This window comes from Blastococcus sp. SYSU DS0669, from assembly GCF_054050895.1.
Window position 1 is genome coordinate 342121 of the sequence record NZ_JBJHAE010000002.1, and the last position, 22712, is coordinate 364832.

Below are 22712 nucleotides of genomic sequence, written 5' to 3' on the forward strand. Positions count from 1 at the left end.
TCCGGGGCGGTTCGTCAATCTACGAAGAGTCTCCGCACAATCTGCGAAGACCTCGTGGTGGAGGTGGCGGGAATCGAACCCGCGTCCTTCGACGCATGACCAGGGCTTCTCCGAGCGCAGTCCGCTATGCCTCTCTCGGCCCCACCGATCACACGGACAAGTCGGTGTGACGGGCCCAGTCGCTGTGAGATGTCCCGCGCGCACCCGCGACCGGCACGCACGGTGAGTCATCTAGCTGATGCCAGGATCCGGGCCGATGACGAACCCGGGCTGACAGAGACTACGACCCGCTGTCAGGCAGCGAGGGCGTAGTGCTCAGCGCGATCAGAGTCGGCGCTTGTGTTTTTTCCGACGCATGGTTAACGAGCTCATCGTCGGCTTCCTCGGCTCGCTTCCCCTGGACACCCGACCGAAGTCGAGACCATTCACCCCCTGTGTAGTTGTGCAGTCATGGTAACGGCCCTGTCCAGCCGGATGTTCCCGGCGGGACGCCGGCCGCGCCGGGTGCCCCCGGGCTCGGGGTCCGGCACGATGCGGGCATGACAGGGGCCGGCCGGACGACGACGCCGGTGCGCATCGCGATGTGGTCGGGGCCCCGCACCCTGTCGACGGCGACGATGCGCGCCTGGGAGAACCGTCCCGACACCGTCGTCGTCGACGAGCCGCTGTACGCCTACTACCTCGCTGCGACCGGCCTGGACCACCCGGGCCGCGACGAGGTGGTCGCCAGCCAGCCGACCGACTGGCGCACCGTCGTCCGCACGCTGACCGAGGGCGACCTGCCCGACGGCGCCACGATCTCCTACCAGAAGCACATGACCCACCACGTGCTCCCCGAGGTCGACCTCGACGCCTTCGCCGGGCTGCGGCACGCCTTCCTGATCCGCGACCCGCGCCGGCTGCTGGCCTCCTACGCCCGGGTGCGCGAGCGCCCCACGCTGGCCGACCTCGGCCTCGCCCAGCAGGTCGCGCTGCACCGGCGCTTCGGCGGACCGGTCGTGGACTCCGACGACCTGCTGCGCGACCCGCGCGGCGTGCTCACCGCCCTCTGCTCGGCGCTGGAGGTCCCGTTCGACGAGCGGATGCTCTCCTGGCCCCCCGGCCCGCGGGACAGCGACGGGGTGTGGGCGCCGCACTGGTACGCGAGCGTCGAGGCGTCCACCGGCTTCGGCCCGTACCGCGACTCCCCCGTCGAGCTGCCCGGGTCGCTGGCCGGTCTCGCCGCCGAGTGCCTCCCCTACTACGACGAGCTGGCCGAGAACCGGCTGAGGAGCTGACCCCGTGCTGCAGCAGTTCGACGAGCGCAACCGCGACCTGGTGGTCAACGTGAACGGCCGGCTGGCCCACCGCGACGAGGCCGGCGTCAGCCCGTTCGACTCCGTCGTGCAGGGCGGGGACGCGGTGTGGGAGGGGTTGCGGCTCTACCGCGGCCGCATCTTCGCGCTCGAGGAGCACCTGGCCCGGCTCCGCCGCTCGGCGCAGGCGCTGGCCTTCACCGACATCCCGGACGACGCGGCGATCGTCGAGCAGATCCGCGCCACGCTGGCCGCCAACGGCATGACCGACGGCGTGCACATCCGGCTCACCCTGACCCGCGGCGTCAAGGTGACCAGCGGCATGGACCCGCGGCTCAACCGGAGCGGCCCGACGCTCATCGTGCTCGCCGAGCACAAGCCGCCGGTCTACGACACCGGCGGGATCACGCTGATCACGTCGAGCGTCCGCCGGCCCACCCCCGACGTGCTCGACCCGAAGATCCACCACAACAACCTGCTCACCTCGATCCTCGCCAAGATCGAGGCCAACGTCGCCGGCGCCGACGACGCGCTGATGCTGGACGCCCGGGGCTTCGTCGCCGAGACCAACGCGACGCACGTCTTCTTCGCGGCCGACGGTGTCCTCCGCACCCCGACGACCGGCGCGTGCCCCGAGGGCATCACCCGCGCCACCGTGCTGCGGCTGGCCGCCGAGGCTGCCGTCCCCACCGAGGTCGGCGACTTCTCGACGACCCAGCTCTACGCGGCCGACGAGGTGTTCGTCACCGGCACGATGGGCGAGCTCACGCCCGTCCTCGCCGTCGACGGCCGGCGCATCGGCACCGGTGAGCCGGGCGCCCTGACGCGGCAGCTGTCGGCCGCCTACGGGGAGCTGACCGCCAGCAGCGGCACCCTGGTGACCTGACGGAGCATCGGGGTCCTCAGATCCAGTCGCGGCGCTTGAAGACCAGGTAGAGCGTCAGGCTGACGCCGACCATGAGCAGCAGCGCGAACGGGTAGCCCCACACCTCGTCGAGTTCGGGCATGTGGTCGAAGTTCATGCCGTAGACCGTGCCGACCAGCGTGGGCGCGAACAGGATGGCGGCCCAGGCCGAGATCTTCTTGACCTCCTCGCCCTGCGCGATCGAGGCCTCGGTGAGCTCGCGGATCTCGTCGTTCTGCCGCTGCGCCACCAGGGTCGCGTTCACGGTGAGGATGTCGCGCAGCTGCAGCCGGAAGCCCTCCACGCGCTCGTTGACCTGGATGACGTGGTCGGCGACGTCGCGCAGGTAGCTGCGCAGCTCCTCGTCGACGCCGTACTTGTCGAACCCCGCGGTGAGCGCGGCGATGATGCCGCTCAGCGGCTGGGCCGCCCGCTGGAACTCCAGCACCTCCTGGGAGAGCTCGTAGATGCGCCGGGAGACGCCGGGGTCCCCGCCGAACACCTGCGTCTCGATCTCGTCGATGTCGTTGGCCAGCCCGTCGACCACCGGCCGGTACCCGTCGACGACGGCGTCCAGGGTCGCGTACAGCACCGACTCGCTGCCCTTGGCCAGCAGCTCCGGGTCGCTCTCCAGCCGGCGCCGGACCCGCGACAGGTCAGGCGACTCGCTGTGCCGCACGGTGATCGCGAAGTCCCGCCCGAGGAACAGGTGCAGCTCCCCGAACTCGACCTCCTCGGCGGCGTCCAGGTACCGCGCGGCCTTGAGGACGACGAAGACCGTGCTGCCGTACCGCTCGAACTTCGGCCGCTGGTGGGCCTTGATCGCGTCCTCGACGGCCAGCTCCGGCAGGTCGAACAGCTCCGCGAGGGTCCCCAGCTCGCCCGGGCCCGGCCGGTAGAGCCCGAGCCAGGCCAGGCGCCCCTCCCCGTGGAGGAGCTCCTCCCGGCTGTCGGCAGGAGAGTCCGGCGTCGCCACGCGGCGCCCCTCGGAGTACACGGCGTTGTCCACGATCCGCGACGGCACGGCCGGGGCGTCGGAGAGCACCGCGGACGCCGTGGCGCCACTCGGTGGCTGCGCCGGTCCGGGTCGGGCGGGACGGCGGGTCAGCGTGGTCAGGGCGGTCAGCGGCGCAAGTCGGCGCTCGGTCATGACGGGCTCCCGGGGCGAGGGACGGCGAGGGCGACAGGTGCTCGCGCAAGCGGCGAGGCGCTGAACGGCCACCCTTCAGGGGCCCGCGGCGAGCCTGCGAGGCGTGGGGGGAAGGGTGGTCCTTCTACTCGGGATCGGTACTGGGAGGTTCGCTGCGCACAACGTCCCCCCTCCCGGTCCGGGCTGCCCTCGCCCGCGCGTTCTCGGCCGTCGACCATCGTCCCACGTCCGGCGCCGATCGCCGGACGTGCGATCGCCCACACGGGTGAGCCCGTGGCGTCAGCCCACCGCACCCAGGACGAGGTCGACCAGCAGCGGGAGCAGCAGCACGATGAGGATCGCGCCCAGGACGTCGAAGGAGATGCCGGACCGGATCATCTTGGTGATCGGCACGACGCCGGAGCCGTAGACGATCGCGTTCTGCGGCGTCGACACCGGGAGCATGAACCCGAACGACGCCGCGAAGGTCGCCGCCAGCGCCGGCACGAACGGGTTGATGCCCGCGGCCACGGCCACCGGGATGATGATCGGCACCACGACGGCGGCCGATGCCGTGTTCGAGGTCGTCTCGCTGATGATGATCGCCAGGATCACCGCGAAGACGGTGATCGCGATCGTGCTGGTGAGGCCCAGGCCGTCGGCGGAGGCCTGGCCGATCGTCTCGGCCAGCCCGGTGCTCGCCAGGAGCGAGCCGAAGATGATGCCGGTGCCGAACAGCAGGATCGTGCCCCAGTCGATGGTGGCGGCGTCGCTCCAGTTGAGCGTGAACTCCCGGCGCTTCCAGTCCGTGGGCAGCAGGAACAGCAGCGAGGCCCCGAGGACGGCGACGATCCCCTCGTCCAGGCGGTCGCTGATCGTCGCGTACAGGTCGGACTCGGTCCCGGCGGTCAGCGCGATGACGCCGGGGAAGATCCACAGCGCCACGGTGACGCCGAAGGCGATGAGCGTGTTCCGCTCGGCACCGGAGAAGGGGCCGAGCTCGCCCCGCTCCTTCTGCACGTACTCGTGCACGCCCTCGATCCGCTTGATCTCCGGCTTGTTGACCAGCAGCAGCACGATGACGAGCGCGACGAACATCAGCGCGCAGATCGGCAGCGCCATGAGCATCCAGTCGAGGAAGCCGATGCGCTCGCCGGTCGCCTCCTCGATGAGGCCGCGGCCGATCAGGTTCGGCGGGCTGCCGACGGGGGTGAGCAGGCCGCCGACACCGGCGCCGTAGGCCAGCATCAGCATCAGCGCGACGCCGACCCGCAGGCGCAGCGGGTCGAAGTCGGGCTTCACCAGCTCCTTGTCCTGCAGCAGCTTGGCGATGACCGACAGGATGCCGATGGCGGTGGGCAGCAGCATGGCGACGGTCGCGGTGTTGGACACGAACGCCGAGAGCACCGCGGTGATGAACCCGAAGGCGATGATGACGCGCGCGGTGGAGGCGCCGACCCACGTCAGCGACAGGATGAACATCGCGAACCGCCGCGCGACCCCGTGCTTGAGCATGGCCGCGGCGAGGATGAACGCGCCGATGAAGGTGAAGACCGTCGTCGACCCGAACGGCGCCAGCGCGTCGTCGGCCGGCACCACACCGAGCACCGCGATCGCGCCGACGCCGATGAGGCCGCCGATCGGGATCGGGACCGGTTCGGTGATCCACAGGACGATGACGCCGAGCAGGATCGCGGCCAGCAGGTGCTGGTCGCGGGGCAGGTCGATCGGCACCAGCGCGAAGACGAGGGTGACCAGCGGCGCGAGGAAGAGGCCGACGGTGCGGCGGCCCTTCTCGAACCGCTCCTCGGCCGGGCTGAGCTGCTGCTCGCCCAGGCTGCGGTACGTCGCGCTGCCGCGGAACGCAGCGTCCACGTCGGTCCGCTGCCACCCGGGCCCGCCGTGCGCGGCGGCCTGGACGCCACCCTGCTCGCGCTCGGTCGCGGTCATGGCGCCTCCCTCGGGGCTGGACCCGGCCACGACCTTAGGAGCACTCCCCACGGCCCACCAGTCGCCCGCTCGCGGCGCCTGCCGGGGCCGGATCAGCGGCCGAAGACCCCCTGGCCGAACGCGCCGTTGGCGGTCAGGACGCGGGACATCCCCTTGCCCAGCTCGACCACACGGGCGGTCTTCTCCGCCCCCAGCTGCAGCCACGGGTCCGCGGCGAGCGCGTCGGTCTGCACCTCGATCCGGGCCCGCAGCTCCTCGCCCTCCTCGGTCAGCCCGGCGTCGTCGAGCAGGCCGCGCTCGGCCAGCGCCGCGCACGCGGCGTCCCACTGCTCGTCGCTCCACCCGCGGGTCGCCTTGGCCGCCGGGACGGTGAAGCCCCGGCCGGTGGCGCAGTGGGTGATCAGCGCCTCCAGCCCGGTCAGCCCGGCGTGCACCAGGACGGCGACGTGCCCGTCACCGCGGTGCTCGCGCAGCAGGGTCGTGCCGTGCCACAGCGCCAGCAGCGGCTCCTCGGGCCACGGGAGGTCGGCGTGCCCTGCGTAGAGCGGCCGGCCCTCGGCGCTCAGCCCCTCGCTCGCCTCGCGCAGCAGCCCGGCGAGCTCGACGACCTCCGGCGACCCGGTGATCTCCTCGCCGAGCAGCCGGGTCAGCGACGCCCGCGCGGCCTTCAGGCGGGCGGCGACCACCTGCTCGGGCGTGGCGAGCGTCCAGGCGCGCGGGATCATGTGCGCCACCAGCGACGGCGCGAAGTTGTAGAAGGTCGCCGTCACGACGCCGGCGCCGACGGCGCCCATGGCGGCCGACCGGCCGGCGAAGTACACCATCCGCCCCGGCCGCAGCCCGAGGGCAGCGAGGTACTCGTCCTGCTCGGGCGCGAAGTACAGGTGCGAGTGCAGCGGGTCGATCGCGCGGTGGGCGCGGCCGACGAGGGCGGGGTCGAAGACGGGCTCGGCTCGATCGGCGCTGACCATGGGCGCACCCTAGCCAGCGGCCACCGGCGGCAGTGAGCGGGACCACGCCACGCGGGTCCGCACCGTGGTGAAGCCGAGGCTCTCGTAGAGCCGGAGCGCGCCGGTGACGTTGTCGCTGTCGACGTCGAGGGCGGCCACCGCGCAGTCCCGCGACGCGGCCGCGCGCAGGCTGCCGCCGATCATGGCCGAGGCCAGGCCGCGCCCCCGGGCGCCGGGGAGCACGCCGATCTGGCCGAGCACCACCTCCCGGTACCCGCGGGCCCGGGTGTCGGCCTCGTACACGTAGGCCAGGACGTAGCCGGCGACGGCGCCGTCGGCGACCGCCAGCACCGAGAGGTCGGGCCGGAAGGCGCGACTGCCGGTGAACAGCCGCTGCCACGACTCGGCGTCGCGCTCGCTGGATCCGTGGTGCTCGGTGAACGCCGCGTTGTGCGCGCGACGCACCTCGTCGTCGCGGTCCCGGGTGAACGGGACGAACTCGACGCCGGAGACCCCGCGGGTCTCGGGAAGGTCGGCGAGCCGACGCTCCATCGTGCGGTACCAGCGCTCCGCCGTCAGCCCGCGCTGCTCCACCAACCGCTCCAGGCGCGGCTGGGTCCCCGTGACGTTGACGACCAGGTGCGCCGGGGCTTCCGGGTGCCGCTCGGCGTGCACCTCCGTGCCCCGGGCGAGCTCCCAGTCCAGCAGCGCCGTCCCGATGCCCTGGCCGCGCCGGTCGGGGTGCACCCGGCCGTCGAGGTTGATCCGGTAGGACTCGCGGAAGGTGGGGCTGGCGGAGACCACCGCGTAGGCGGCGAGCGCCCCGTCGGCACCGATGACGGCGACCCCGTCGCGCCCTGGGTCGACGCCCCAGCCGGTCCACTCCTCGGCGACGTCGTCGGCGTCGGGGAACTCCCCGGTGTCGTCGAGGGCCTCGGCGGCGACCAGGAGCTCGGCGACCGCCGGCGCGTCGTCGGCGCTCAGCGGGCGGACGGTCAGGCCGTCGGGGGCGGCGGGGAGTGCGGGCACGGGAGCCGAGGGTAGGCAGCCGCCCGGCGCGGGGCCAGCGGTTTTCTACAGCCGCACGAACAGGCAGAACGGGTGGCCGGCCGGGTCGGTGAAGACGCGGACGTCCTCCCGGTCGTCGGCGTGCCCGCCGACCCGGCGGGCACCGGCCTCCTCCGCGACCGCCGAGGCCGCGTCGAGGTCGTCGACCTGCAGATCGAGGTGCAGCTGCATCTGCTGCGTGCCCGGCACCGGCGGCCACACCGGCGGCACGTGGTCCTCCTCCAGCTGGAAGGAGAGCCCGGGGCCGCCGTCCTCGGGGCGCAGCGTGCTCCACTGCGGGTCGTCGTCGCGGAGCGGCCAGCCCAGCAGCCGCTGGTAGAAGCGGGCCAGCCCCTGGGGGTCCGGGGTGCCGAGGACGGTCGCGGTCAGCCGGGCGCTCGGGGTCACGCCCCGATCGTGAACAGCCGGGCGCCGTTGCGCCACAGGACCGCGCGGAGCCACTCGTCCCCCAACCCCAGCCGGTGCAGCGCAGCGAGCTGGTGGGCGTAGGGGTAGGGGATGGACGGGAAGTCGCTGCCGAGGAGGACCTTGTCGCGCAGCGCCGCCAGCCGCGGCAGGTCCGCCCGGTCGAAGGGCATCAGCCGCTCGGTGAAGTCGGTGGCGAACATCGTGGTGTCCAGGTGCACCCGCTCGTACCGCTCGGCGAGGTCGAGGAACTCCCGGTACTCGGGCATGCCCAGGTGCGCGATCACCAGCTGCAGCCGCGGGAAGCGCTCGAGCAGCCCTTCCATCGGCTCCGGCCCGGTGTGCTCGCCGGCCAGCGGCCCGGAGCCGCAGTGGATGACCACCGGTGTGCCGGTCTCCTCGAGCCGCGCCCAGACCTCGCCGAGCAGCCGGTCGCGCGGATCGAAGGCGCCGACCTGCACGTGCACCTTGAACACCCGAGCACCCCGGTCCAGCGCCTCGGCGACGTAGCCCGCGACGCCCGGCTCGGGGAAGAAGGTCGCCGACTGGAGCACCTGCGGGCGGCCCGCGGCGAACCCGGCCGACCAGTCGTTGAGCCAGGCGGCCATGCCGGGCTTGTGCGGGTAGGGCAGCGTCGGGAAGGCGCGGACCCCCAGCCGCTCCAGGACGGCGAGCCGCTCCTCCTCGGGCAGCCGGTAGGCCACCGGCCACTCCGCCCCGTAGTGGGTGCCGGCCGCCTCGAAGTACTGCCAGACCTTGGCCTGCACCCGCTCGGGCAGCACGTGCACGTGCACGTCGACCAGCCCGGGCAGGCCCAGCTCGCGCCAGTACCGCGGGACGTCGCCGTCGTCGACCGGTGGCCGGATCGCCATCAGAGGGTGACGACGACCTTGCCGCGCACGTGCCCGCCGGCGACGAGCTCGTGCGCCTGCGCGGTCTGCGCCAGCGGGAACGCCTTGGCGACGGCGACCCGCAGCTGGCCGGCGTCGGCCATCCGCGCGAGCTCCTCGAGGTCGTGCCGCTCGGGGCGCACGAAGACGTAGCGGCCGCCCATCCCGTTGACCGAGGGGTCGACGACGCTGGCGATGCGGGAGACGTCGCGGACCTGCTTCGGTGCGTCGGAGAGCGTGTCGCCGCCGTTGAGGTCCAGGACCGCGTCGACGGGCTCGGAGAGCTGCCCGCTGATCGGGCCGGCGGAGTAGTCGAGCACCTCGGCGCAGCCGGCCTCGGTGAGGAAGCCGTGGTTGCGCGCGCTCGCGGTGCCGATGACGTGCGCGCCGAGGGCGACGGCGATCTGGACGGCGAAGAACCCGACGCCACCCGCGGCGCGGTGGACGAGCACGCGGTCGCCCTCGCCGACGGAGAGCGCCTCGGTGAGCGCCTGGTAGGCGGTGAGCCCGGCCAGCGGCACGCCCCCGGCCTCGGTGAACGACAGCGACTCCGGCTTGTGCGCCACGCAGCGCTGGGGGGCCGGCACGAGCTCGGCCGCCGTGCCCCACTGGACGTCGTCCCGGCGCAGGTAGCCGAACACCTCGTCGCCGGGGGCGAAGTCGACGACGGCGGGGCCGACGGCCTCCACCACCCCGGCGAGGTCCCAGCCCGGCACGATCGGGAAGTGGTGCGGGAAGAAACCCGCCAGGTTGCCCTCGCGGATGCCGATGTCGACCGGGTTGACCCCGGCGGCGCGGGTGCGCACCAGCACGGTGTCGGGGCCGACGGGAGGCTCGGGCAGGTCGTCCCGCAGCTCCAGCACGTCGATCCCGCCGAACCGGTCGTAGGCGATGCCTCTCATGGGCATCACCGTATGCGCGCCGCCGTCAGCCCGTGCCGGGACGCCGCTCCGGCGTGGCTCAGCGACGGCCCTTCACGTAGCGGCCGAACGCCTTCTGGATCTCCCGGCGCGAGTCGCGCTCGGCGAGGTCGTGCCGCTTGTCGTAGGACTTCTTGCCCTTGGCCAGGGCGAGGGTCGCCTTGACCTTGCCGTCCTTGAAGTACAGGTCCAGCGGCACCAGCGTCAGGCCGCCCTCGCGGGTCTTGCCCATCAGCTTGTCGATCTCCTCGCGGTGCATCAGCACCTTGCGCTTGCGGCGCGGGGCGTGGTTGGTCCAGGTGCCCTGCGTGTACTCGGGGATGTGCACGTGCTGCAGCCACACCTCGCCGTCGTCGATCGAGGCGAACCCGTCGACGAGCGAGGCACGGCCGGCCCGCAGGCTCTTCACCTCGGTGCCGGTGAGCACCAGGCCCACCTCGTAGGTGTCGAGGATCGAGTAGTCGTGCCGCGCCTTCTTGTTCTGGGCGATGAACTTGCGCCCCTGCTCCCGCGGCAATGCTCCTCCGTCGTCCTCCGGACGACACCGCGGCCAGGTGCCGTACCCCTGTGCGACGAGCGCGTCCCGGGCCTCCTCGCGGAGGCCTCCGGCCCCCGCTCCTCGACCCGCCCCGCGGGGCGCCTCGCCTTTCCTCCCTACAACCTTACGTACAACCGCAGCGTCACGTAGGCGGCGATGCCGGCCAGGGCGACGCCCACCCCGGAGACGATCACGCTGTTGGTGATGATCGCGTCCCACTCGACCTGCGGGATGATCCCCGCCCGGATCGGGCCGGAGAGGGTGCGGTCGATGAAGAGGACCTTGGTGAGGATCAGGCCGCCCGCGGCGAGGAGGCCACCGATGAGACCGGCGATCGCGGCCTCGAGGATGAACGGCAGCTGGGTGTACCAGCGGGAGGCGCCGACCAGCCGCATGATGTTGGTCTCGTTGCGCCGGTTGAACGCCGCCAGCTGGATGGTGTTGGAGATCAGCAGCAGGGCCGCGAGCGCCTGCACCACCGCGACGGCGATCGTCGCGTTGCGCGCGCCGTTGAGCAGGCTGAACAGGCGGTCGAGGAACTCGCCCTCGTCGCGCACCTGGTCGACGCCGTCCGCCCCGTTGGGGAACTGCGCGGCGATGACCTCGTAGCGCTCGGGGTTGACCAGCTCGACGCGGAAGCTCTCCGGCAGCGCGTCCGGCGGGGTGTTCGCGACCAGCTCGGGCTGCTGGCTGAACTGCTGCTGGAAGCGCGCGTACGCCTCCTCCCGCGACTCGTAGAGGAAGCTCGCCACCTCGTCGGAGGACTCCAGCTCGGTCTGGATCGCCTGCCGCTGCTCGTCGGTGACGTCGTCGGCGAGGAAGATGGAGACCTGCACCTTGTCGTAGTAGATCTCCTTCATCTCGGAGATCATCCCGGCGATGAGCAGGCCGGTGCCCATGAGGCCGAGCGAGATGGCCGTCGTCAGGATCATCGCGACCGTCATGGTCAGGTTGCGACGAAGCCCGGTGGCCACCTCGGAGAGCACGAAGTTGACGCGCATGGATTCCCTGTCGTGGAGTGCGTTGAGACGCGATCGGCGGCGGTGCGGCGGGCGCTGCTAGCGGCCCACGCCGTAGACACCGCGCGACTGGTCGCGGGTGAGGGCTCCCCCGTTGAGCTCGATGACGCGGCGCCGCATGGAGTCGACGATGTGGTAGTCGTGCGTCGCCATGAGCACCGTGGTGCCGGTCCGGTTGATCCGCTCGAGCAGCAGCATGATGCCCTCGCTCGTCTCCGGGTCGAGGTTGCCGGTCGGCTCGTCGGCCAGGAGGACCAGCGGCCGGTTGACGAACGCGCGGGCGATCGCGACCCGCTGCTGCTCACCACCGGAGAGCTCGCCGGGGAGCCGGTTGGCCTTCCCCTCGAGCCCGACCATCTCCAGCACCTCGGGGACCACCCGCTTGATGGTCCGGTGCGGCTTGTTGATCACCTCGAGGGCGAAGGCGACGTTCTGGGCCACCGTGCGGTTGCGCAGCAGGCGGAAGTCCTGGAAGACGCAGCCCATGGTCCGGCGCAGCTTGGGCACCTTCCACTTGCTGAGCGTGTTCAGCGTCTGGCCGTTCACCGTGATCGTGCCCGACGTCGGGTCCTCCTCCTTGAGCAGCAGCCGCAGGAAGGTCGACTTGCCCGAACCCGAGGACCCGATGAGGAAGACGAACTCGCCCTTGTCGATCTCCGTGGAGACGTCGTCGAGGGCGGGCCGGCCGCTCGCCGGGTACAGCTTGGTGACGTGTTGCATTTCGATCACGAGGCGCCACGGTACTAGTCCCGGGGGCCTCTGCGGCCCGATCGCCACGGAACGCACCGGACTCGTTCTCGCCCTGCGTCACCAGGGCGGCGGCAACGGCCAGGTCACCCGGTGACGGACAGTCGCATCCGGCTCCGCCGGCGCCCGACTGTGAGTTCCCTGGCATCCGCCGCGACGGGCCGGAACGGCACCCGGAGCCGCTAGGCGGCGGCCGTCTCCTGCTGGCGGCGCCACCGGATGCCGGCCTCGATGAACGCGTCGATGTCGCCGTCGAGCACCGCGGTCGTGTTGCCGGTCTCCTGCTCGGTCCGCAGGTCCTTGACCATCTGGTAGGGGTGCAGCACGTAGGAGCGCATCTGGTTGCCCCAGCTGCTCCCCTCCCCCTTGAGCGCGTCCATCTCCGCCTTCTGCTCCTGCTGGCGGACGACGAGCAGGCGGGCCTGGAGCACGCGCAGCGCCGCGGCGCGGTTCTGGATCTGGCTCTTCTCGTTCTGGCAGGACACCACGATGCCGGTCGGGATGTGGGTCATCCGGACGGCGGAGTCGGTGGTGTTCACGCTCTGCCCGCCGGGCCCCGAGGAGCGGAAGACGTCGACCCGGATCTCGTTCTCCGGGATCTCCACGTGGTCGGTCTGCTCGACGACGGGCAGCACCTCGACGCCGGCGAACGAGGTCTGCCGGCGGCCCTGGTTGTCGAAGGGGGAGATGCGCACCAGCCGGTGGGTGCCCTGCTCGACCGAGAGGGTGCCGTAGGCGTAGGGCACCTTGACCGAGAAGGTGGCCGACTTGATGCCGGCCTCCTCCGCGTAGCTGATGTCAAGGACCTCGGTGGGGTACTTGTGGCGCTCGGCCCAGCGCAGGTACATGCGCATGAGCATCTCGGCAAAGTCGGCCGCGTCGACGCCGCCGGCCTCGGACCGGATCGTCACCAGCGCCTCGCGGGAGTCGTACTCGCCGGAGAGCAGGGTGCGCACCTCGAGCTCGTCGATCGCCTTGCGCAGGCTCTCCAGCTCCCGCTCGGCCTCGGCGGTCGTGGCCTCGTCGTTCTCCTCGGCGGCCATCTCGTGCAGCAGCCCGACGTCCTCGAGCCGGCTCCGCAGCTCCTCGACCCGGCGCACGTCGCCCTGCATGTAGGAGAGCTTGGAGGTCAGCGCCTGCGCGGCCTCGACGTCGTCCCAGAGGTCGGGGGCGGCCGCCTGGAGCTCCAGCTCGGCGACCTCCCGGCGGAGTCGGTCGACGTCGAGGACGGCCTCGATCGACTTCAGGGTCGTGTCGAGTTCGTCCAGGACGACGGAGAAGTCAGCGGCCACGTCGACCCAGGGTAGTGCGCCCCCGCCCCGGGTAGGCAGGCGTGCCATGAGCGAACCCGACCGGCCCCGCTCGCGGGAGGACTACGCGCGCGGCCTGCCCGACCACCACGACCCCACGGCCGGCATCGGCGGGGCGCGCCCGGCCCGCTCCGCGCTCACCCTGCGGCTGTTCCTCGCCGGCTTCGGCCTGGTCTTCTGCCTGTTGGCGGGGCTGGGCTGGCTCGCCGTCGAGGACCTCCCGTCCTGGCCCGGCGTCGTCCTGCTCGTGCTCGCCGTGATCGCGGCCGTCGACCTGGTGATCATCGTGCGCCGCAAGGCACGGGGCGAACCCGGCTGAGGTGACCGGCCGGCGCTGCGGGGTCAGCGGCGGGCGTACACGTAGGGCGCGAGCGGCGGCTCGTCGTCGACCTCGGGGGCGTTCCCCTCGTCGTCGAGCGCGTAGCCGACGAAGGCCGCGTAGTCGGCGGTGAAGGTCGCCGGGTCGACCCCCGGCTGGAACACCTGGGCGCAGGTGGTCAGCGGGATGCGCCCGCGCACCGCCGGTCCGTCGTGGGTGAGCGCGTCGACCACGATCGCGTAGCCGACCGGGTCGTAGCTGCCGATCGCGAAGTGGTCCGCGGCATTGGCCGGGCAGACCTCCTGGGTCGCGATGTTGGCGATCCGGCCGGCGCCGGTGCGCAGCGCGGAGCTGGCCACCGGCGGGGTGTTGGGGACGACGATCTCGTCGGCGGCGGTGTAGGCGACGGTGTAGTCGACCCCGTCGAAGGTCTCCGCCCCGCTGTTGAGCGCCTCGAGGAACTCCGACTGCGAGGCCTGCTGGTGGTTCGCCGGCGTGCAGGGCCCGGTGCTGCACGAGGTGTCGGCGAGCACCGTGCCGTGGTTGGACGGCGAGAGGCCCACGAGGTCGTCGACGAGGGCGCGGGTGTCGGGCCAGAAGCGCAGCGCCCAGCGGGGCACCATCCCGCCCTGGCTCCAGCCCACGACGTCGACGTCGCGCCGGGCCTCCCGGCTCACGGTGCGGATGGCGTGCACCAGGTGCTCGCCGGCCACCTGGATGTCGCCGGTGGCGTCGTGCGGCAGGGTGACCGCGCACCAGCGCCAGCCGCGCTGGTCGAAGGCCCGCATGTAGTTCCAGTCGAACCCGGCGTACGGGTCCATCGTGGTGCCGGGCACGAGCAGGATCGGGTCCTGCCGCAGGTCGCGCAGCGGTCCGTTGCAGGTGAGGCTCGCCTCGAGGTCGGCCTTCGCCACCGACAGCGCGGGGCCGCGCTGGTCGAGCGGGGCGTACTCCCCCGTCGACGGCGCCGCCGCGGCCACGCCGCCGCCCAGCAGGGCGGTGGCCAGCGCAGCGGTCAGTGCGGTCAGCAGCCGGGACCTCGGCATCGGGTGTCTCCTCGGGGCAGGGGGCGCGTCCTCGCCCCGTTCGCCGACCACAACGAGCGAGCGCCCGGAGGGTTGTGGCCGGCGTCACCGGAGTCCGGGCGGGGGAACGCCTCAGCGGCCGGAGAGGTCCAGCCGCCCGCCGTTGGCCCGCGCCCACCGGAGGAACTCGTCGGCCGGCATGGGCCGGCCGAGGTGGAAGCCCTGGGCGTACCAGCACCCCAGGTCGACGACGCGCTGCAGCTGCGCGGCCGTCTCCACGCCTTCGGCGAGGCTGCGCATCCCGCAGGCCTCCGCGAGCCCGACCACCGCGGCGATGGCGGCGGTGGCGTGGCTGCCGGGCCCGTCGCCGCCGGTCACCAGGCTGCGGTCGATCTTCAGCAGCCCGGTGGGGATGGACACGAGCTGGCTCAGCGAGGAGTAGCCGCTGCCGAAGTCGTCGATCGCGGACTCCACGCCGAGCTCGCGCAGTCGCCGGAACTGCTGCGCCGCCCGGGCCGGGTCCTCGGCGGCGCTGCTCTCGGTGAGCTCCACGACCAGCTGGCGGGGGGCCAGGCCGGCGCCCTGCACCCCGGTCAGGACGTCGTCGACGAGCGTGCCGTTCACCAGGTGCGCGGCGCTGACGTTGACCGCGGTGACGACGGAGACGCCCGCGTCGCGCCACGCCGCGGTCTGCCGGCACGCCTCCCCGAGCACCCAGCGGGTGAGCGGGATGACCAGGTCGTGCTGCTCGGCCACCGGCACGAAGTCGCACGGCCCGATGCAGCCGCGCTCGGGGTGCTGCCAGCGCACGAGCGCCTCGGCACCGGTGATCCGCCCCGTCGCCACCTCCACCACCGGCTGGTAGTGCAGCAGGAGCTGGCCGTCGCTGATCGCGTCCCGCAGCTCGGCGGCGAGCTGCACCTTGCGCTGCACGCTGTCGCGCAGGTCGGGGCTGAACACCCGCACCCGGTTGCGCCCGGCGGCCTTGGCCGCGTACATGGCGAGGTCGGCGTCCCGGACCAGGTCCGTCGAGCGCACCTCGGCGGGCGAGCCGGCGGGGACGGCGGCGATGCCGATGCTGGCGCTGAGCCGGTGCGTGCGGCCGCCCAGGTCGAACGGCTGCTCGAAGGTGGCCTGGCAGCGTTGCGCCAGCAGCTCGGCGCCGTCGGCCTCGCAGTCCCGGGACAGGACGACGAACTCGTCACCGCCGAGCCGGCCCACGGTGTCCTGCCCGCGGGTGACGGCGAGCAGCCGTCCCGCCAGCTGGCGCAGCAGCTCGTCCCCCACGTCGTGGCCCAGGGAGTCGTTGACGTCCTTGAAGCCGTCGACGTCGAGGAACAGCACGGCGACGGCGGGGCGGCCGGGGCGGCGCAGCTCGGCGTCGATGAGCTCGTGCAGGTGCGTGCGGTTGGGCAGCTCGGTCAGGGCGTCGTGGCGGGCCTGCCAGGAGGAGGCGCGCTCGGCCAGCACACGCGCGGTGATGTCGACGTGGGTGACGACGACGTGGCCCGCCTGGTCGACGCGGGAGGCCTGCACGTGGAACCAGCTCGTGCCGGCGCCGGTGGGGTCGGGCACCGAGCGGTCGACCGACACCTCGGCGCGCTCGCCGTCGGCCAGCTCGCGGAGCTCGCGCACCAGGCGGCGGGCGGCGTCGTCGTCGCAGAGCTGCAGGGCCAGGTCGTGGTAGTCCGCACCCGGCAGGATCGGCGCCCGGCGCTCCCGCCCCGCCGCCGTCCACGCGGAGTTCGCCAGCACGACCCGGCCGGCGGGGTCGAGCAGCACGGTCGGTGAGGCCAGGGCGTCGAGCACCGCCTCCACGAGCGCGGCGTCCCGACCGGACGAGCCCGTGCTGCGGCGCACGTCGAGGGGCAGCTCGCGCTCGCCAGGTGCTCTCGCCACATCCCCCTCCGCCGGGTCGCTGTGCGCCGTCCGGTACGGCGCACCGTCTGCATCGGCAGGAGCGGCGGGTGCCATGAGCCGACGGCGGTCCCGTACCCCCACAGGATGGCCCGGACAACCGGCCCGGTCAGGGTTGCCGCGTCTCCTCGTCGATCCAGCGCAGGTAGTCGGGGTTGCCGCCGACCAGCGGGAGGGCGATGACGCACGGCACGTCGTAGGGGTGCAGCTCGCGGGTGCGGGCCACGATCCGGGGCACCAGGGCGCGGCGGGTGTGCAGCGCCACCCGCGCCTCCGGCTCGTCGTGCACCACGCCCTGCCAGCGGTACACCGAACGGATGGGGGCGGTGTGGTGCCCGCAGGCGGCCAGCCGCTCCTCGACCAGCGTGCGGGTGAAGCCGGCCAGCCAGTCGGCGTCCGCGGCGGTGATCACGACCTCGCAGCACTCCTCGTCCATGGCCGGATCCTGCCCGCGCGGCGCCCTTCCTGCGTGGAACCGGGGGCGGCGCGGGTAGGGAGGCGGGCATGAGCGACGAGATGACGATGCAGCTGGACGGGGACGAGTACGTGGTGAGCCCGGAGGGCGAGGGCCTGCGGGTCGGGCGCCGCGTCGGCGGCGAGGTCACCTGGCTCGAGTCGGTGGACGGGAGCCTGCTCGACGACCAGGCGCGCGCCGCCCTCTCGAACGGGGACACCTCCGACGAGTCGCTGCTGCGCGCGGTGCGCGGCGTGGTGCAGGCCGAGGTCGAGCGGGGCGCCTGACCCCCGGGCCGACCGGGTCGGTCAGCCCTCCGCGACCACCGCCGCGCCGCTGCCGCCGCTCGCGGGGCGGTGGTCGCGGACGTCGTCGACCCGGTCGGCCGGCTCCTGCAGCCGGCGCTCGACGTCCCCCCGCGGGCCACCGGTCCCGGACCGGATCGGCTGCGCTTCGTTCCGGTCATCGGAACAATGGCGGCGCCTGTGTGGATTTCTCGGCGCGTCGACGCATTCTGTGGACCCTTGGACTTGCGATGCAATAGGCCGCCTCCTTGAATGCCCGTCATACCGGGCGACCATTGTTCCGATCAGCGGAACAGGATGCGCCCGCATTCTGGGAGGCCCGAATGACGAAGGCTCCGCACACCACCGGGAGAGGACGGGCGGGTGCCGTGCTCCTCGCCCTCGTCATCCTCGTGGCGCTCGCCGTACCGGCGTCGGCTGCACCCCCCGGTGGACCGGCTCCGGGCGCGTCGGGCACCGAGCGGTGCGCCGCACTGGTCGGCAGCGCGGTCCGGGTGGACGGTGGCCGCGCGGTCGTCGACACGGCCGCCGTCGTCCCCGGCACCGCCGGGACCCCCGAGCACTGCGACATCACCGGCGCCATCGGCGACATCCGCTTCCGGATGCAGTTCCCCACCACCGGCTGGAACCAGAAGTACTTCCAGACCGGGTGCGGCGGCTTCTGCGGATTCATCCCCATCGACGCCTGCGGGGACGCGCTGTCGCGCGGGTACGCGGTCGCCGCGGAGGACAGCGGCCACCAGGGCCAGAGCGACGGGTCCTGGGCGTTGGACAACAGGCGGGCGGAGATCGACTGGGGCCACCGCTCACCGCACGTGGTGGCGATGGCCGCCAAGCAGTACGTCGAGCAGTTCTACGGCCAGCGGCCGGCCTACTCGTACTTCCAGGGCTGCTCCACCGGCGGGCGGCAGGCCCTGTCGGAGGCGCAGCGATACCCGGAGGACTTCGACGGCATCGTCGCCGGTGCCCCGGCGCTCTACCAGAACTACCTGGCCCCGCTCTCCCAGGGACACCTGGAGACCGTGAACCGCAACCCCGACGGCACGGTGATCCTGCCCGGCACCAAGGCACCGGTGGTCGCCGCCGCGGCGCTGGCCCGGTGCGACGCCCTGGATGGCGTCGTCGACGGCGTGATCGCCGACCCGGAGGGCTGCGACTTCGACCCGGGGACGCTGCAGTGCCCGGACGACGTCGACCAGCCGACCTGCCTGACCTCCGCGCAGGTCGACGTCGTGCGCGCCTTCTACGCCCCGCCGGTGGACGACCGCGGCCGCCAGCTCTACCCGGGCGGCCTCGTGGTCGGGTCCGAGGCGGGCTGGCCGGGCTGGTCCATCGGCACCGACACGGCGCTCTCCGGCGGTGGCGCCTTCGCCGAGTCGGTGCTGCGGTACCTGGCCTTCCCGCGGGACCCCGGTCCGGACTACTCGCTGTTCGACTTCGACCCCACGCGGGACGCCCCCAAGCTGCGGTCGATGGCGAAGATCTACAACGCCGACGAGGTGCGCATGCACCGCTTCGAGCGCGCCGGCGGGAAGCTGCTGGTGTGGCACGGCTGGGCGGACCCGCTGATCACGCCCGAGGGCACGATCGGCTACGTGCGGGACGCCGTCGCGGCCAACGGTGGGCGGGCGGCCACCGAGGACTGGATGCGGCTGTTCCTGCTGCCCGGCGTCTACCACTGCGCCGGCGGCCCCGGTGAGGACACGGTGGACTGGCTCACCGCGATCGAGCGGTGGGTCGAGCACGGCGAGGCGCCGGACCAGGTGACCGCCAGCAAGCTCGCCGACGGCGACGTGGTGAGCACCCGCGTGGTGCCGGAGTACGTCGTCGGCTGACCGGGGAGGACGACCGCCGCACGGCATGCCCCCGTGGCCGTGCGGCGGTTTCCCCGTCCTCTCCCGCGCGCCCCCGGCTCAGCGCGGTGGCTCACCGCACGTAGCCGCTCCCGCCGGCGAGCGCCGTCAGCACGACCATGGCGACGAAGACCAGGACGACCGCGGCGAGGACGCCGAGGCCCAGCAGCCAGGCGTGGTCCTCCGCTGCCAGCTTCACCGCCGGGTGCGGGGCCTCCGCCTCCTGCGCGGTGGGCGGTTCGACGAGGCCGGGGGTGTGGGCGTGGACGCTCATGACGGCTCCCTGTGCAGGACCGACGGGCGCCGGCCGGCGCCCGGACGGGCCCTCTGCGGGCCCGGTTCCAGACTGCTCCCGCCACGGCCCCGGCACGAGGGTCGAGAGTCCCCGTCCGCGAGGGCGGACCGCTCTACCGCTCTACCGCGGCCGGCCTCTCACGACGTCAGCCGGCCGGAGGGCAGTCCCGCAGCGCCTCGGCCGTGAACTCCGGCACCGGCCGCTCCCGGGCCTCCTCGAGCGTCTCCGCCTCGCCGTTCTCCCGGATGTCCTCGATTAGCCACTCCATCTCGGCGATCTCCTTCTTCTGGGCGACGATGATGTCGACGGCGAGCTGGCACACGCGGACGTCGTCGATGTCCGCACGCTCGGAGCGGGTGATGGCCAGCGAGTGGTGCGGGATCATCGCGCTCATCCAGTTGCGGTCGTCCACGGTGGCCTGGCTGCGGTCCAGGTACACCGCACCGCCGAACAGCAGCAGGCTGCCGACGACGATCGCGATGTTGCCCTTCACGTTCTTGTACATGTTGAGCATCCACGCGAGCATGACCAGCCCCATGGTCCCGCCCATGGTCAGCGCCATGAAGACGCGGCTCTCGCTGAAGCGGACGTGACTCCACTCCCAGGAGCTGACGAACATGGTCCAGTACATGACGACCATCGCCGTCAGGATCATGGCCGCGAAGCGCAGGTACATCTTCGTCTCGTGCGACAGCTTGCCGCCGCCCTGCTCGCGTTCCTGCTGCTGCTCGTCGTCGTGCGTGGAAGCCATCGCTGAGGTCTCCGCTCTCTCGTCGGCCGGCGCGTCACCCGTTCCGCGCCGGCGGTGCCGCCGTGGCCTCCCGCGAGCCGGCCGGTGCGGCGGCGGCCCGGCCTCGCCGTTCGCTGACCGTGTGGGAGGTGGAGGGCGGCACCCTGGATCGGGGCGACGACCGCCTGCCCCCTGCATCCGGAGGACAAACACGCTCGCGGGGCAACGCAACGGGGCTGCGGTCCTACCGCCGGTAGATGTCACGGGACTGTCACACGGCTCCCGGACGAGCGAGTCAGGAGCGGCTGGGCGCGCCGGGGATCGTCGGCATCGACAGCCCGACGACGGTTGCCCGGACGACACGAGCAGGAGCTCCGGCGGGACGACGGCGACGACGGCGACGACGTCGTCTACCGGGTGTCGACCGACTTGGCAGAACGCGCAGACCATCTCCGACGGCTTCGCGACTCCCGAGCAGGCGACCTACGTCAGCGGTACCGGCTGCTCGTCGCCAGGGCCGGGGATCCGGCACAGGGCGGCGGCCCTCCTGAAAGGACCGGGCTCGTGCTCCGGTCACCCCGGACGGAGGTGACGTGCGCAGCGGGTACCGCCGCGCGGAGGAGTGGGGTCACGTGGCAGCGGCCGGCCCCGAGCGCCACGCGCGTAGGTCTCAGGCCCCGTACCTTCTGCGCCTCGGCCCGGACGGTCCCGGCACCCGGCCGCCGCTCCCCTCGGCGGCGCCCCGTCCCGATGCCGCGCCCGGGCGGCGGGGAGGGTGAGCGTGGGCCTGATCCAGATTGCCCCGGCCCCGGGCGCCTTCGGCCGGCTCGTCGACGCCGTCGCGGGCGCGTTCGGGCTGAGCGACGCCGAGCACGTGATCGGCAGCACCCTGCTGTTCTTCGCCGTCGTCGGCTTCCTCGATGCCTACCTCCTCACCCGCCTCTCCCTCACCGGCGCGTTCTCGGAGGTCCAGCTCGGCCACGCACCCGTCGTCGACCAGCAGGAGGAATCGTCATGAGCACCGACACCATCCCGCCCGGCAGCGACGGCGCCACCGGGCTGCTGGTCTACGTCCCCGGGCTCGGCGCGGCCAGCCGGTCGGCGGAGCTCCTCCGGCAGGTGGGCGCGGACCTCGGTCCCGGGTGGCAGGTGCGCGTCTGGCCGCACGGGCTGACGCCGCTGAGCTCCCAGCGGATGGAGGACGCCGCGCACCGGCTCGCCGTGCAGGTGCGCACCTGGGCCGGCGACAACGGTGTCGGCCGGCCGGTCGACCGGATCCTGCTGGTCGGCCACAGCCTCGGCGGTCTGCTGGTCCGGCACGCGTTCCTGCTCGACGCCGGGGTCGCCGGAGGCGGATCGGCCGCCCAGCCCTGGACGTCGAAGGTGGCGCGCATGGTGCTCCTGGCCGCGCCGAACGCCGGCTTCCGGACCAGCCGGCTGCCGCTGGTGATGCGGGGGCCGTACGCGCTGGCCGCCGCAGTCGGCCGGCTGACCGCCGAGGACCTGCAGTCGGGGTCGCCCTACCTCACCGAGCTGCGGCTGCGCTGGGTGAACGCCTTCCGCACCCCGGCACCGCCGGCGGTGCTCGTGGTGCAGGTGCTCGGCGACCGCGACGACCTCGTCACCCGGGAGGACAGCCTCGACATCGAGTACATGGCGGGTGCGATGCGGATCGACGTCCCGGGCGCGGACCACAGCAGCCTGGTGGACGTCACCGGGGACCCCGAGCGGTACGGCATCCTGCGCCACGCGCTGCTCGGGCACCTGGACACCGAGCTGCTGCGCGCCGAGGGCACGTCGGACGCTCCCGTGTACGTCGTGCTGCACGGGATCCGGACCAGCAGGTACGCGACCTGGGTCGGCGAGCTGACCAGCCGGCTCTCCCGGCCGGCGGGAGAACCGGGCAGCCGCCCCCCGGTCGTGTGGGCGCCCAGCTACGGCTACTTCAGCGCTATCGACTTCGCGCTGCCCTTCAGCCGGTCGCGGAACCTGCGCCGCTTCCTCGAGTGGTACGGCCAGGTGCACGTCGTCCACCACGGCAGCCCCCGCCACTTCGCCGGGCACAGCAACGGCACCTACCTGCTCGGTCGCGCCCTCGAGGCGGTGCCCGCGCTCTACTTCGACCGCATCTACCTGGCAGGTTCCGTGCTGCCGCGGGAGTACCCGTGGACGGAGGTCGTCGCTCGCGGCCAGGTGACCGACCTCGTCCTCAACGACCGCGCGACCCACGACACGCCGGTCGGCTGGCTGTGCGCCGCCCTCCGCGGCCTGGGCATGCGCGACGTCGGGACGGCCGGGGTCGACGGCTTCGACGACCGCCCGGCGCGCGTGGTCGAGCAACCGGGCGCCTACCGGGGCAACCACGGTGCCGCGCTCCAGCCCGACGTCCTGCCGCACGTGTCCGACTTCCTGGTGGACGGTCGCCGCGGACCCGACCCCGGTGGGGCGTCGCCGTACTGGTTCGGCCTGGTCGGCCGGCTGGCCGGGGTGCTGTCCGCTCCCCTGGCCCTGGGCGGCGCCGTCCTGCTCGCCCGGTGGGCGCGTCCGCGGGGCGGGCGGTCGCGGGCGGCGGCCGCGACCGTGGGCGTCGGGGTCGCCTGGGCGATCGGGCGCGCCGTCTGATCCCGCCTCCGCCGAAGGAGCGGCTCTCCGCCCGCGCTCGGCAGCACCTGCGGATACGGTCCGCGGT

At 73.1% G+C, this 22712-nt stretch carries 23 protein-coding genes and 1 other RNA gene; 7 read left to right on the forward strand and 17 right to left on the reverse strand.

Features of this window, described 5'->3' with window-relative positions:
* Nucleotides 1-55: 55 nt before the first annotated feature.
* Nucleotides 56-433: a transfer-messenger RNA gene (gene ssrA, locus ACI792_RS04170) on the reverse strand.
* A gap of 106 nt (nucleotides 434-539) precedes the next feature.
* On the opposite strand from ssrA, the gene ACI792_RS04175 reads away from it, so the two are divergent.
* Both ACI792_RS04175 and ACI792_RS04180 read left to right on the forward strand, forming a co-directional pair.
* On the forward strand, nucleotides 540-1277 hold the full coding sequence (locus tag ACI792_RS04175) for a sulfotransferase-like domain-containing protein (RefSeq protein ID WP_456601462.1): 738 nt from the start codon (nucleotides 540-542) through the stop codon (nucleotides 1275-1277).
* Between the two features lie 4 nt (nucleotides 1278-1281).
* Nucleotides 1282-2181 (forward strand): aminotransferase class IV, encoded by a 900-nt coding sequence (locus tag ACI792_RS04180; RefSeq protein ID WP_456601463.1) that lies wholly within the window; start codon nucleotides 1282-1284, stop codon nucleotides 2179-2181.
* A 16-nt stretch (nucleotides 2182-2197) separates the two neighbouring features.
* Here the strand turns inward: ACI792_RS04180 and ACI792_RS04185 are convergent, their stop codons facing one another.
* The 11 genes from ACI792_RS04185 to prfB form a co-directional block, all read right to left on the reverse strand.
* Nucleotides 2198-3349, reverse strand: a complete 1152-nt coding sequence (locus ACI792_RS04185; protein ID WP_456601464.1) for a magnesium and cobalt transport protein CorA — start codon at nucleotides 3347-3349, stop codon at nucleotides 2198-2200.
* 279 nt (nucleotides 3350-3628) lie between these two features.
* Nucleotides 3629-5278 (reverse strand): SLC13 family permease, encoded by a 1650-nt coding sequence (locus ACI792_RS04190; RefSeq protein ID WP_456580710.1) that lies wholly within the window; start codon nucleotides 5276-5278, stop codon nucleotides 3629-3631.
* Nucleotides 5279-5370: 92 nt separating this feature from the next.
* Nucleotides 5371-6249 (reverse strand): SCO6745 family protein, encoded by an 879-nt coding sequence (locus tag ACI792_RS04195; RefSeq protein ID WP_456601465.1) that lies wholly within the window; start codon nucleotides 6247-6249, stop codon nucleotides 5371-5373.
* Between the two features lie 9 nt (nucleotides 6250-6258).
* On the reverse strand, nucleotides 6259-7257 hold the full coding sequence (locus ACI792_RS04200; RefSeq protein ID WP_456601466.1) for an N-acetyltransferase family protein: 999 nt from the start codon (nucleotides 7255-7257) through the stop codon (nucleotides 6259-6261).
* Between the two features lie 45 nt (nucleotides 7258-7302).
* A complete protein-coding gene (locus ACI792_RS04205) occupies nucleotides 7303-7683 on the reverse strand; it encodes a VOC family protein (protein ID WP_456601467.1) in 381 nt (126 codons plus the stop codon).
* Nucleotides 7680-8573 carry an amidohydrolase family protein gene (locus tag ACI792_RS04210; protein WP_456601468.1) on the reverse strand — a complete coding sequence of 298 codons (894 nt, stop codon included), beginning with the start codon at nucleotides 8571-8573 and terminating at the stop codon, nucleotides 7680-7682. Before ACI792_RS04210 ends, ACI792_RS04205 begins: the two co-directional genes overlap by 4 nt.
* Nucleotides 8573-9493: an NADP-dependent oxidoreductase gene (locus ACI792_RS04215; protein WP_456601469.1), complete on the reverse strand. Its 921-nt coding sequence runs from the start codon at nucleotides 9491-9493 to the stop codon at nucleotides 8573-8575. The genes ACI792_RS04210 and ACI792_RS04215 overlap by 1 nt, the downstream gene beginning before the upstream one ends.
* Nucleotides 9494-9551: 58 nt before the next feature.
* Nucleotides 9552-10028: an SsrA-binding protein SmpB gene (smpB, locus tag ACI792_RS04220; RefSeq protein ID WP_091930005.1), complete on the reverse strand. Its 477-nt coding sequence runs from the start codon at nucleotides 10026-10028 to the stop codon at nucleotides 9552-9554.
* A 137-nt stretch (nucleotides 10029-10165) separates the two neighbouring features.
* Complete coding sequence (gene ftsX / locus ACI792_RS04225) at nucleotides 10166-11050, reverse strand: permease-like cell division protein FtsX (protein WP_456580716.1); 885 nt, start codon at nucleotides 11048-11050, stop codon at nucleotides 10166-10168.
* 57 nt (nucleotides 11051-11107) lie between these two features.
* The gene (ftsE, locus tag ACI792_RS04230) at nucleotides 11108-11788 is read right to left on the reverse strand and encodes a cell division ATP-binding protein FtsE (protein ID WP_456601552.1); all 681 of its coding nucleotides are present in this window, start codon (nucleotides 11786-11788) and stop codon (nucleotides 11108-11110) included.
* A gap of 209 nt (nucleotides 11789-11997) precedes the next feature.
* Nucleotides 11998-13107, reverse strand: coding sequence for a peptide chain release factor 2 (gene prfB / locus ACI792_RS04235; RefSeq protein WP_456601470.1), 1110 nt, complete (start codon nucleotides 13105-13107; stop codon nucleotides 11998-12000).
* 46 nt (nucleotides 13108-13153) lie between these two features.
* Here prfB and ACI792_RS04240 point away from each other — a divergent pair, with 46 nt between their 5' ends.
* Nucleotides 13154-13444, forward strand: a complete 291-nt coding sequence (locus tag ACI792_RS04240; RefSeq protein WP_456601471.1) for a DUF6343 family protein — start codon at nucleotides 13154-13156, stop codon at nucleotides 13442-13444.
* 23 nt (nucleotides 13445-13467) lie between these two features.
* Here ACI792_RS04240 and ACI792_RS04245 read toward each other — a convergent pair whose 3' ends face one another.
* From ACI792_RS04245 to cutA, 3 genes are all read right to left on the reverse strand, one after another.
* Nucleotides 13468-14490: an esterase/lipase family protein gene (locus tag ACI792_RS04245; protein ID WP_456601472.1), complete on the reverse strand. Its 1023-nt coding sequence runs from the start codon at nucleotides 14488-14490 to the stop codon at nucleotides 13468-13470.
* Nucleotides 14491-14601: 111 nt separating this feature from the next.
* On the reverse strand, nucleotides 14602-16368 hold the full coding sequence (locus tag ACI792_RS04250) for a putative bifunctional diguanylate cyclase/phosphodiesterase (RefSeq protein WP_456601473.1): 1767 nt from the start codon (nucleotides 16366-16368) through the stop codon (nucleotides 14602-14604).
* A gap of 127 nt (nucleotides 16369-16495) precedes the next feature.
* Nucleotides 16496-16822, reverse strand: a complete 327-nt coding sequence (gene cutA, locus ACI792_RS04255; protein WP_456601474.1) for a divalent-cation tolerance protein CutA — start codon at nucleotides 16820-16822, stop codon at nucleotides 16496-16498.
* 68 nt (nucleotides 16823-16890) lie between these two features.
* On the opposite strand from cutA, the gene ACI792_RS04260 reads away from it, so the two are divergent.
* Nucleotides 16891-17127 (forward strand): hypothetical protein, encoded by a 237-nt coding sequence (locus ACI792_RS04260; RefSeq protein ID WP_456580722.1) that lies wholly within the window; start codon nucleotides 16891-16893, stop codon nucleotides 17125-17127.
* Nucleotides 17128-17468: 341 nt separating this feature from the next.
* Nucleotides 17469-18980 carry a tannase/feruloyl esterase family alpha/beta hydrolase gene (locus tag ACI792_RS04265; RefSeq protein ID WP_456601475.1) on the forward strand — a complete coding sequence of 504 codons (1512 nt, stop codon included), beginning with the start codon at nucleotides 17469-17471 and terminating at the stop codon, nucleotides 18978-18980.
* A gap of 91 nt (nucleotides 18981-19071) precedes the next feature.
* On the opposite strand, the gene ACI792_RS04270 is transcribed toward ACI792_RS04265, so the two are convergent.
* Together ACI792_RS04270 and ACI792_RS04275 are read right to left on the reverse strand one after the other, a co-directional pair.
* A complete protein-coding gene (locus ACI792_RS04270) occupies nucleotides 19072-19272 on the reverse strand; it encodes a hypothetical protein (RefSeq protein WP_456601476.1) in 201 nt (66 codons plus the stop codon).
* A 166-nt stretch (nucleotides 19273-19438) separates the two neighbouring features.
* Complete coding sequence (locus ACI792_RS04275; protein ID WP_456601477.1) at nucleotides 19439-20044, reverse strand: DUF305 domain-containing protein; 606 nt, start codon at nucleotides 20042-20044, stop codon at nucleotides 19439-19441.
* 760 nt (nucleotides 20045-20804) lie between these two features.
* Here ACI792_RS04275 and ACI792_RS04280 point away from each other — a divergent pair.
* Both ACI792_RS04280 and ACI792_RS04285 read left to right on the forward strand, forming a co-directional pair.
* Nucleotides 20805-21041 (forward strand): hypothetical protein, encoded by a 237-nt coding sequence (locus tag ACI792_RS04280; protein WP_456601478.1) that lies wholly within the window; start codon nucleotides 20805-20807, stop codon nucleotides 21039-21041.
* Nucleotides 21038-22645 carry an esterase/lipase family protein gene (locus ACI792_RS04285; protein ID WP_456601479.1) on the forward strand — a complete coding sequence of 536 codons (1608 nt, stop codon included), beginning with the start codon at nucleotides 21038-21040 and terminating at the stop codon, nucleotides 22643-22645. Before ACI792_RS04280 ends, ACI792_RS04285 begins: the two co-directional genes overlap by 4 nt.
* The last annotated feature ends 67 nt before the right edge of the window (nucleotides 22646-22712 follow it).

What these genes read in the sequence shown, in the direction of transcription:
- ACI792_RS04175 (WP_456601462.1), top strand. Translation starts at nt 540, where the DNA reads ATGACAGGGGCCGGCCGGACGACGACGCCGGTGCGCATCGCGATGTGG.
- ACI792_RS04185 (WP_456601464.1), bottom strand. Translation starts at nt 3,349, where the DNA reads ATGACCGAGCGCCGACTTGCGCCGCTGACCGCCCTGACCACGCTGACC.
- ACI792_RS04190 (WP_456580710.1), bottom strand. Translation starts at nt 5,278, where the DNA reads ATGACCGCGACCGAGCGCGAGCAGGGTGGCGTCCAGGCCGCCGCGCAC.
- ACI792_RS04195 (WP_456601465.1), bottom strand. Translation starts at nt 6,249, where the DNA reads ATGGTCAGCGCCGATCGAGCCGAGCCCGTCTTCGACCCCGCCCTCGTC.
- ACI792_RS04210 (WP_456601468.1), bottom strand. Translation starts at nt 8,573, where the DNA reads ATGGCGATCCGGCCACCGGTCGACGACGGCGACGTCCCGCGGTACTGG.
- ACI792_RS04215 (WP_456601469.1), bottom strand. Translation starts at nt 9,493, where the DNA reads ATGAGAGGCATCGCCTACGACCGGTTCGGCGGGATCGACGTGCTGGAG.
- ftsX (WP_456580716.1), bottom strand. Translation starts at nt 11,050, where the DNA reads ATGCGCGTCAACTTCGTGCTCTCCGAGGTGGCCACCGGGCTTCGTCGC.
- ftsE (WP_456601552.1), bottom strand. Translation starts at nt 11,788, where the DNA reads ATGCAACACGTCACCAAGCTGTACCCGGCGAGCGGCCGGCCCGCCCTC.
- ACI792_RS04240 (WP_456601471.1), top strand. Translation starts at nt 13,154, where the DNA reads ATGAGCGAACCCGACCGGCCCCGCTCGCGGGAGGACTACGCGCGCGGC.
- ACI792_RS04245 (WP_456601472.1), bottom strand. Translation starts at nt 14,490, where the DNA reads ATGCCGAGGTCCCGGCTGCTGACCGCACTGACCGCTGCGCTGGCCACC.
- cutA (WP_456601474.1), bottom strand. Translation starts at nt 16,822, where the DNA reads ATGGACGAGGAGTGCTGCGAGGTCGTGATCACCGCCGCGGACGCCGAC.
- ACI792_RS04260 (WP_456580722.1), top strand. Translation starts at nt 16,891, where the DNA reads ATGAGCGACGAGATGACGATGCAGCTGGACGGGGACGAGTACGTGGTG.
- ACI792_RS04265 (WP_456601475.1), top strand. Translation starts at nt 17,469, where the DNA reads ATGACGAAGGCTCCGCACACCACCGGGAGAGGACGGGCGGGTGCCGTG.
- ACI792_RS04270 (WP_456601476.1), bottom strand. Translation starts at nt 19,272, where the DNA reads ATGAGCGTCCACGCCCACACCCCCGGCCTCGTCGAACCGCCCACCGCG.
- ACI792_RS04275 (WP_456601477.1), bottom strand. Translation starts at nt 20,044, where the DNA reads ATGGCTTCCACGCACGACGACGAGCAGCAGCAGGAACGCGAGCAGGGC.
- ACI792_RS04285 (WP_456601479.1), top strand. Translation starts at nt 21,038, where the DNA reads ATGAGCACCGACACCATCCCGCCCGGCAGCGACGGCGCCACCGGGCTG.